Here is a 3,357-nt window from a genome sequence, read left to right as displayed (position 1 = left end):
GTCCAGCGCTGGTCGGGCCAGCCGTGCGCGGCCGGACCGCGGTCCAGTTCGACCCGTAGCCGGTCACGCTGACTGTCCGACAGGCGGCATGACGCACCACTGGGTCCTCGTGAGGCCAGCGCCGCCGTGCCACCGGCCTGCCAGAGCCGTTTCCACTGGTAGGCCGACTTCGTACTCACCCGCAGCCGCCCGGCGACCTCGACCGGATCGACCCCGGCGGCGAACAGGTCCGCCGCCTGCACCCGGACCACTTCCCGACGGGCACGACCCTGCNCGGTAAGCCCGCNACCATCCGCATNCCTCATGCCCGATACAAGCGTCGGACACGGCCGGGTCATACCCGGACAGACCGGATGTGATCAAACAGACCCCGACCATTCAAGATCTGTATCGGTATGTTCGGAGACCCCGCAGGGTACTCCGGCGGGAGCTCGATCCGTCTCATCTGCCCGTGTGACTGACTCCCATACACGATGAACTGCGGGCCAACCAATGAGTCACCATCCGCAACCATCAGTAGCCGCCCGGCCGTCCCGTGTACCTCGAAGCGATAACCCGAGCCCATCGGACTGCCGGTTGTAATGTGCACGGAAGCCACGCCACCCGAGCGCAGGGTCCCGGTAACCAGGATCTGGTCCGGCGTTGTGATCGGTTTCCGCTCCCCNGAGTCCGCTATGACGGCGACCGGCAGGCGGGTTGCGAGAGTTGCGGACACCTCGCAAAAGTCTCCGATGATCTGACGGAAGAGATCAAGCCCGTGACCACCTACCACGACGAGGCGGCTGAGGTTGGCCGTCCCAACCAGTGCTGCCTGACTCTTCGGCCAGGTACGTGGCGTAGATAGCGAAGTTATTCAGAAACTCTCTTGATTCTCTCGAAGCTCAGTATTCGCTCGGATTGCTGTTCGTTGATTTTCTGNAGGCCGACGGCTGNCTGGATGTCGGCATCGATACGGCCGAGGTCGCTGCGGTAANGGCTGGTGAGGATTCGCCAGTTCTTCGCGTGAGCGACTCCCCATTCGGCGGCGACCCGGACGGACGCGANCTCGGCGTTGAGTTGTTTCTGCCAGCCGGTCAGGGATGTTCCGGGCTTCTTCTTCCGCGGGGTGTGGACGGCGGGTTCGCCTTCGTAACCGAGGTCGGTCATGCAGCCACCGAAACGTCGCGCCACCCGTGTCCAGCCGGCTTCGCGAAAACAGTGCACATCCTGCCAGCTGCCCGGGAAGGCGTGGCTGGCGGCGAGGATCCGCCCGTGCAGGTCGACGGCCAGTTGGACGTTGACGCCGTGGCGGCGGTGCTTGCCGGCTAGAAGATCGGTGCGGTGGCGCCAGGCGAACGTCGGGACCAGGGTCCCGTCGATCAGGCAGACCAGGCCCTTGACCTGCTGGGACAGGGCTTCGGTGGTGGTGCCGAGGGTATCTGCGAGGAAGGCGACCATGATCTGGTGGTAGGTCCAGGCGGTGCTGATCCCGATCCCGAAGTCCTCGGCGAGTTCCTGGTAGGTGGCGTTGCGCCGTAGCCGGCACAGGGCCAACCGCAGGGCGCCGACGAGATCGAGATCGCGGGGACGGCCCTGGGCGCGGTGCCAGTCGGGGAAGTGCCGCTCGGCCATCGCGGCGACGACGTCGGCAGCTTTCAGGCTCAGCCCGGGAAGTCGATACACTGGAGGCACCCTCTTCGTGGTCGATGTGTTTTCTTTGGTAAGACTCACATTCCACGAAGAGGGCCTCTCATGCCCATGGCAGGTTGGATTTCCTGAAGTGCCGGGCGGAACGCGGGAGAATTCCCGGTTCGCTGTCGGTCGGGCTGTTTCGATCGGGTTGTCCGCTCCCCGTGCTGGCGGGAACCGATACGGGGCCTGACCGAACCAGCCGGATATCCGTTCCGAAATCGACTATGACAAGTTTCCGAAAAACTCCCGGGAGCCGCTCCTCCGCGAATCTTGCGGTTGCGCTGATCGACGAGGCCGAACGCCCTGTTTCTCGCATGCCGCTGCCGCCTGTCATGTGCTCGCCGCAGAAACCCGAACGGGCTGACACCGGTTATGGTGTGAGAGCGGATTCCCGTCCTCGGACCGCGTCCGCTCTCCACGCCCACTCCTTGCGGGAGATCCAGCGCATCGCCGGCTGCTCGACCAGTGTGAACGTCAGCCAGGACAGCACCAGGACTATCACGAAAGCAATGGCCGCCAGTCCGCCTACCTCCCAGGCGGGCCATCGTGCACTGGCGCCCAGGGCGCGATGTCCGAAGCTGAGGACGAGTCTGTGCCACAGGTAGAAAGCGAAGGAGATCTCACCCAGGTGGACCATGACGCGGCTGCGTAGAAATGTGGGACGATCACCGAGATCGCGAACGGCGACCGCCGGTATCACGAGGGCCAGAGGTATGACCGTCACCGCTACCACGCTGTAAATTGTGGGCGCCTCGGGAGCAAGCGCGTACGCCCCGAGAGTCAGCATCACGACAGCGGTCAGTGGCAACCTGACCCATCTGCCGCTCGACAGGATGCATGCCATCAACATCCCAAGAACAAACTCGGGCAATCTGGCCGGCGGGAATACATAGACGAACCAGAATTCGTACGTGGAGACCGACCCTGCCCAGGGGAGAGCCGGTTTGGATGGCAGGATGAGCCGCCCGATCAGGGGCATACACCAGACCAGCCCCGCAACGGCGCCAGCCCAGTACCACAGGAGGTTCACCGGTATACTTCTGATCGCCCGGAGAAGGAAGGGGAAGCAGAGGTAGAAGAAAAGCTCACAGGACAGGGACCAGGCTACAGGATTGGCGCTGGTCTCGATGTCGCCCTGGGGGAACCAGGACTGCACGAGAAAGAGACCGGGGAGACATCTCCAGTCCCCGAGCGATACTCCGGCGACCAAGGAACATACTATTGCCGCGACATAGGTGAGAAGATGATTTGGAAATACCTTCGTCAGCCTCCTCTCCCAGATCCTACCGACCCTGATCTGCAGTAAGTAGTCGGAAGTCGCGTGGGGGAATGCTGACGGGNGGTGTCACCGGGTGTGACACCGCTGGAGTCGGGCTGGCGTGGCTGGGTCAGCCGGGAGGCTTCCNCCAGCGGGCGAGGTCGTCGGGGTTGGCAGCCCAGGGCAGGAACCGGTCGAGGTCCGTCCCGGTGGGTGCTCTGGCGCCGGCGCGACCGCAGGCGTCGAGGTAGTCGGCCAGGTAGGTCAGTGGGTTGAGGCCGTGCAGGTCGGCGGTCGCGGTGACGGTGAAGATCGTGGCGGCGCGGCGGGCGGCGTCGTCGGTGCGGGAGCCGCCGGTGTTCCGCCGTGTGATCACCGGTTTGCGGATGATCCTCTCGGCCGGGTTGTTGTCCAGACCGATCATGGGA

At 64.3% G+C, this 3,357-nt stretch carries 5 protein-coding genes; all 5 read right to left on the bottom strand.

The window, feature by feature from the left end:
- Positions 1-251 (bottom strand): helix-turn-helix domain-containing protein (locus tag ALLO2_RS22585; protein ID WP_232235123.1); only part of this gene is annotated, 251 nt, incomplete at its 3' end.
- Between the two features lie 83 nt (positions 252-334).
- Positions 335-772 (bottom strand): Gfo/Idh/MocA family oxidoreductase, encoded by a 438-nt coding sequence (locus tag ALLO2_RS28510; RefSeq protein WP_023842265.1) that lies wholly within the window; start codon positions 770-772, stop codon positions 335-337.
- 77 nt (positions 773-849) lie between these two features.
- Positions 850-1,662, bottom strand: a complete 813-nt coding sequence (locus ALLO2_RS23720; protein ID WP_051875534.1) for a transposase family protein — start codon at positions 1,660-1,662, stop codon at positions 850-852.
- 379 nt (positions 1,663-2,041) lie between these two features.
- On the bottom strand, positions 2,042-2,953 hold the full coding sequence (locus tag ALLO2_RS22570; protein WP_255353913.1) for an acyltransferase: 912 nt from the start codon (positions 2,951-2,953) through the stop codon (positions 2,042-2,044).
- A 106-nt stretch (positions 2,954-3,059) separates the two neighbouring features.
- The coding region (locus ALLO2_RS22565; protein WP_035734644.1) for a transposase at positions 3,060-3,357 on the bottom strand (298 nt) is incomplete at its 5' end.

Source organism: Frankia sp. Allo2, from assembly GCF_000733325.1.
GTDB classification, from domain to species: Bacteria; Actinomycetota; Actinomycetes; order Frankiales; family Frankiaceae; genus Frankia; species Frankia casuarinae.
The sequence above is the reverse complement of the archived record's forward strand: the minus strand, read 5'-3'. Positions and strand labels throughout refer to the sequence as shown.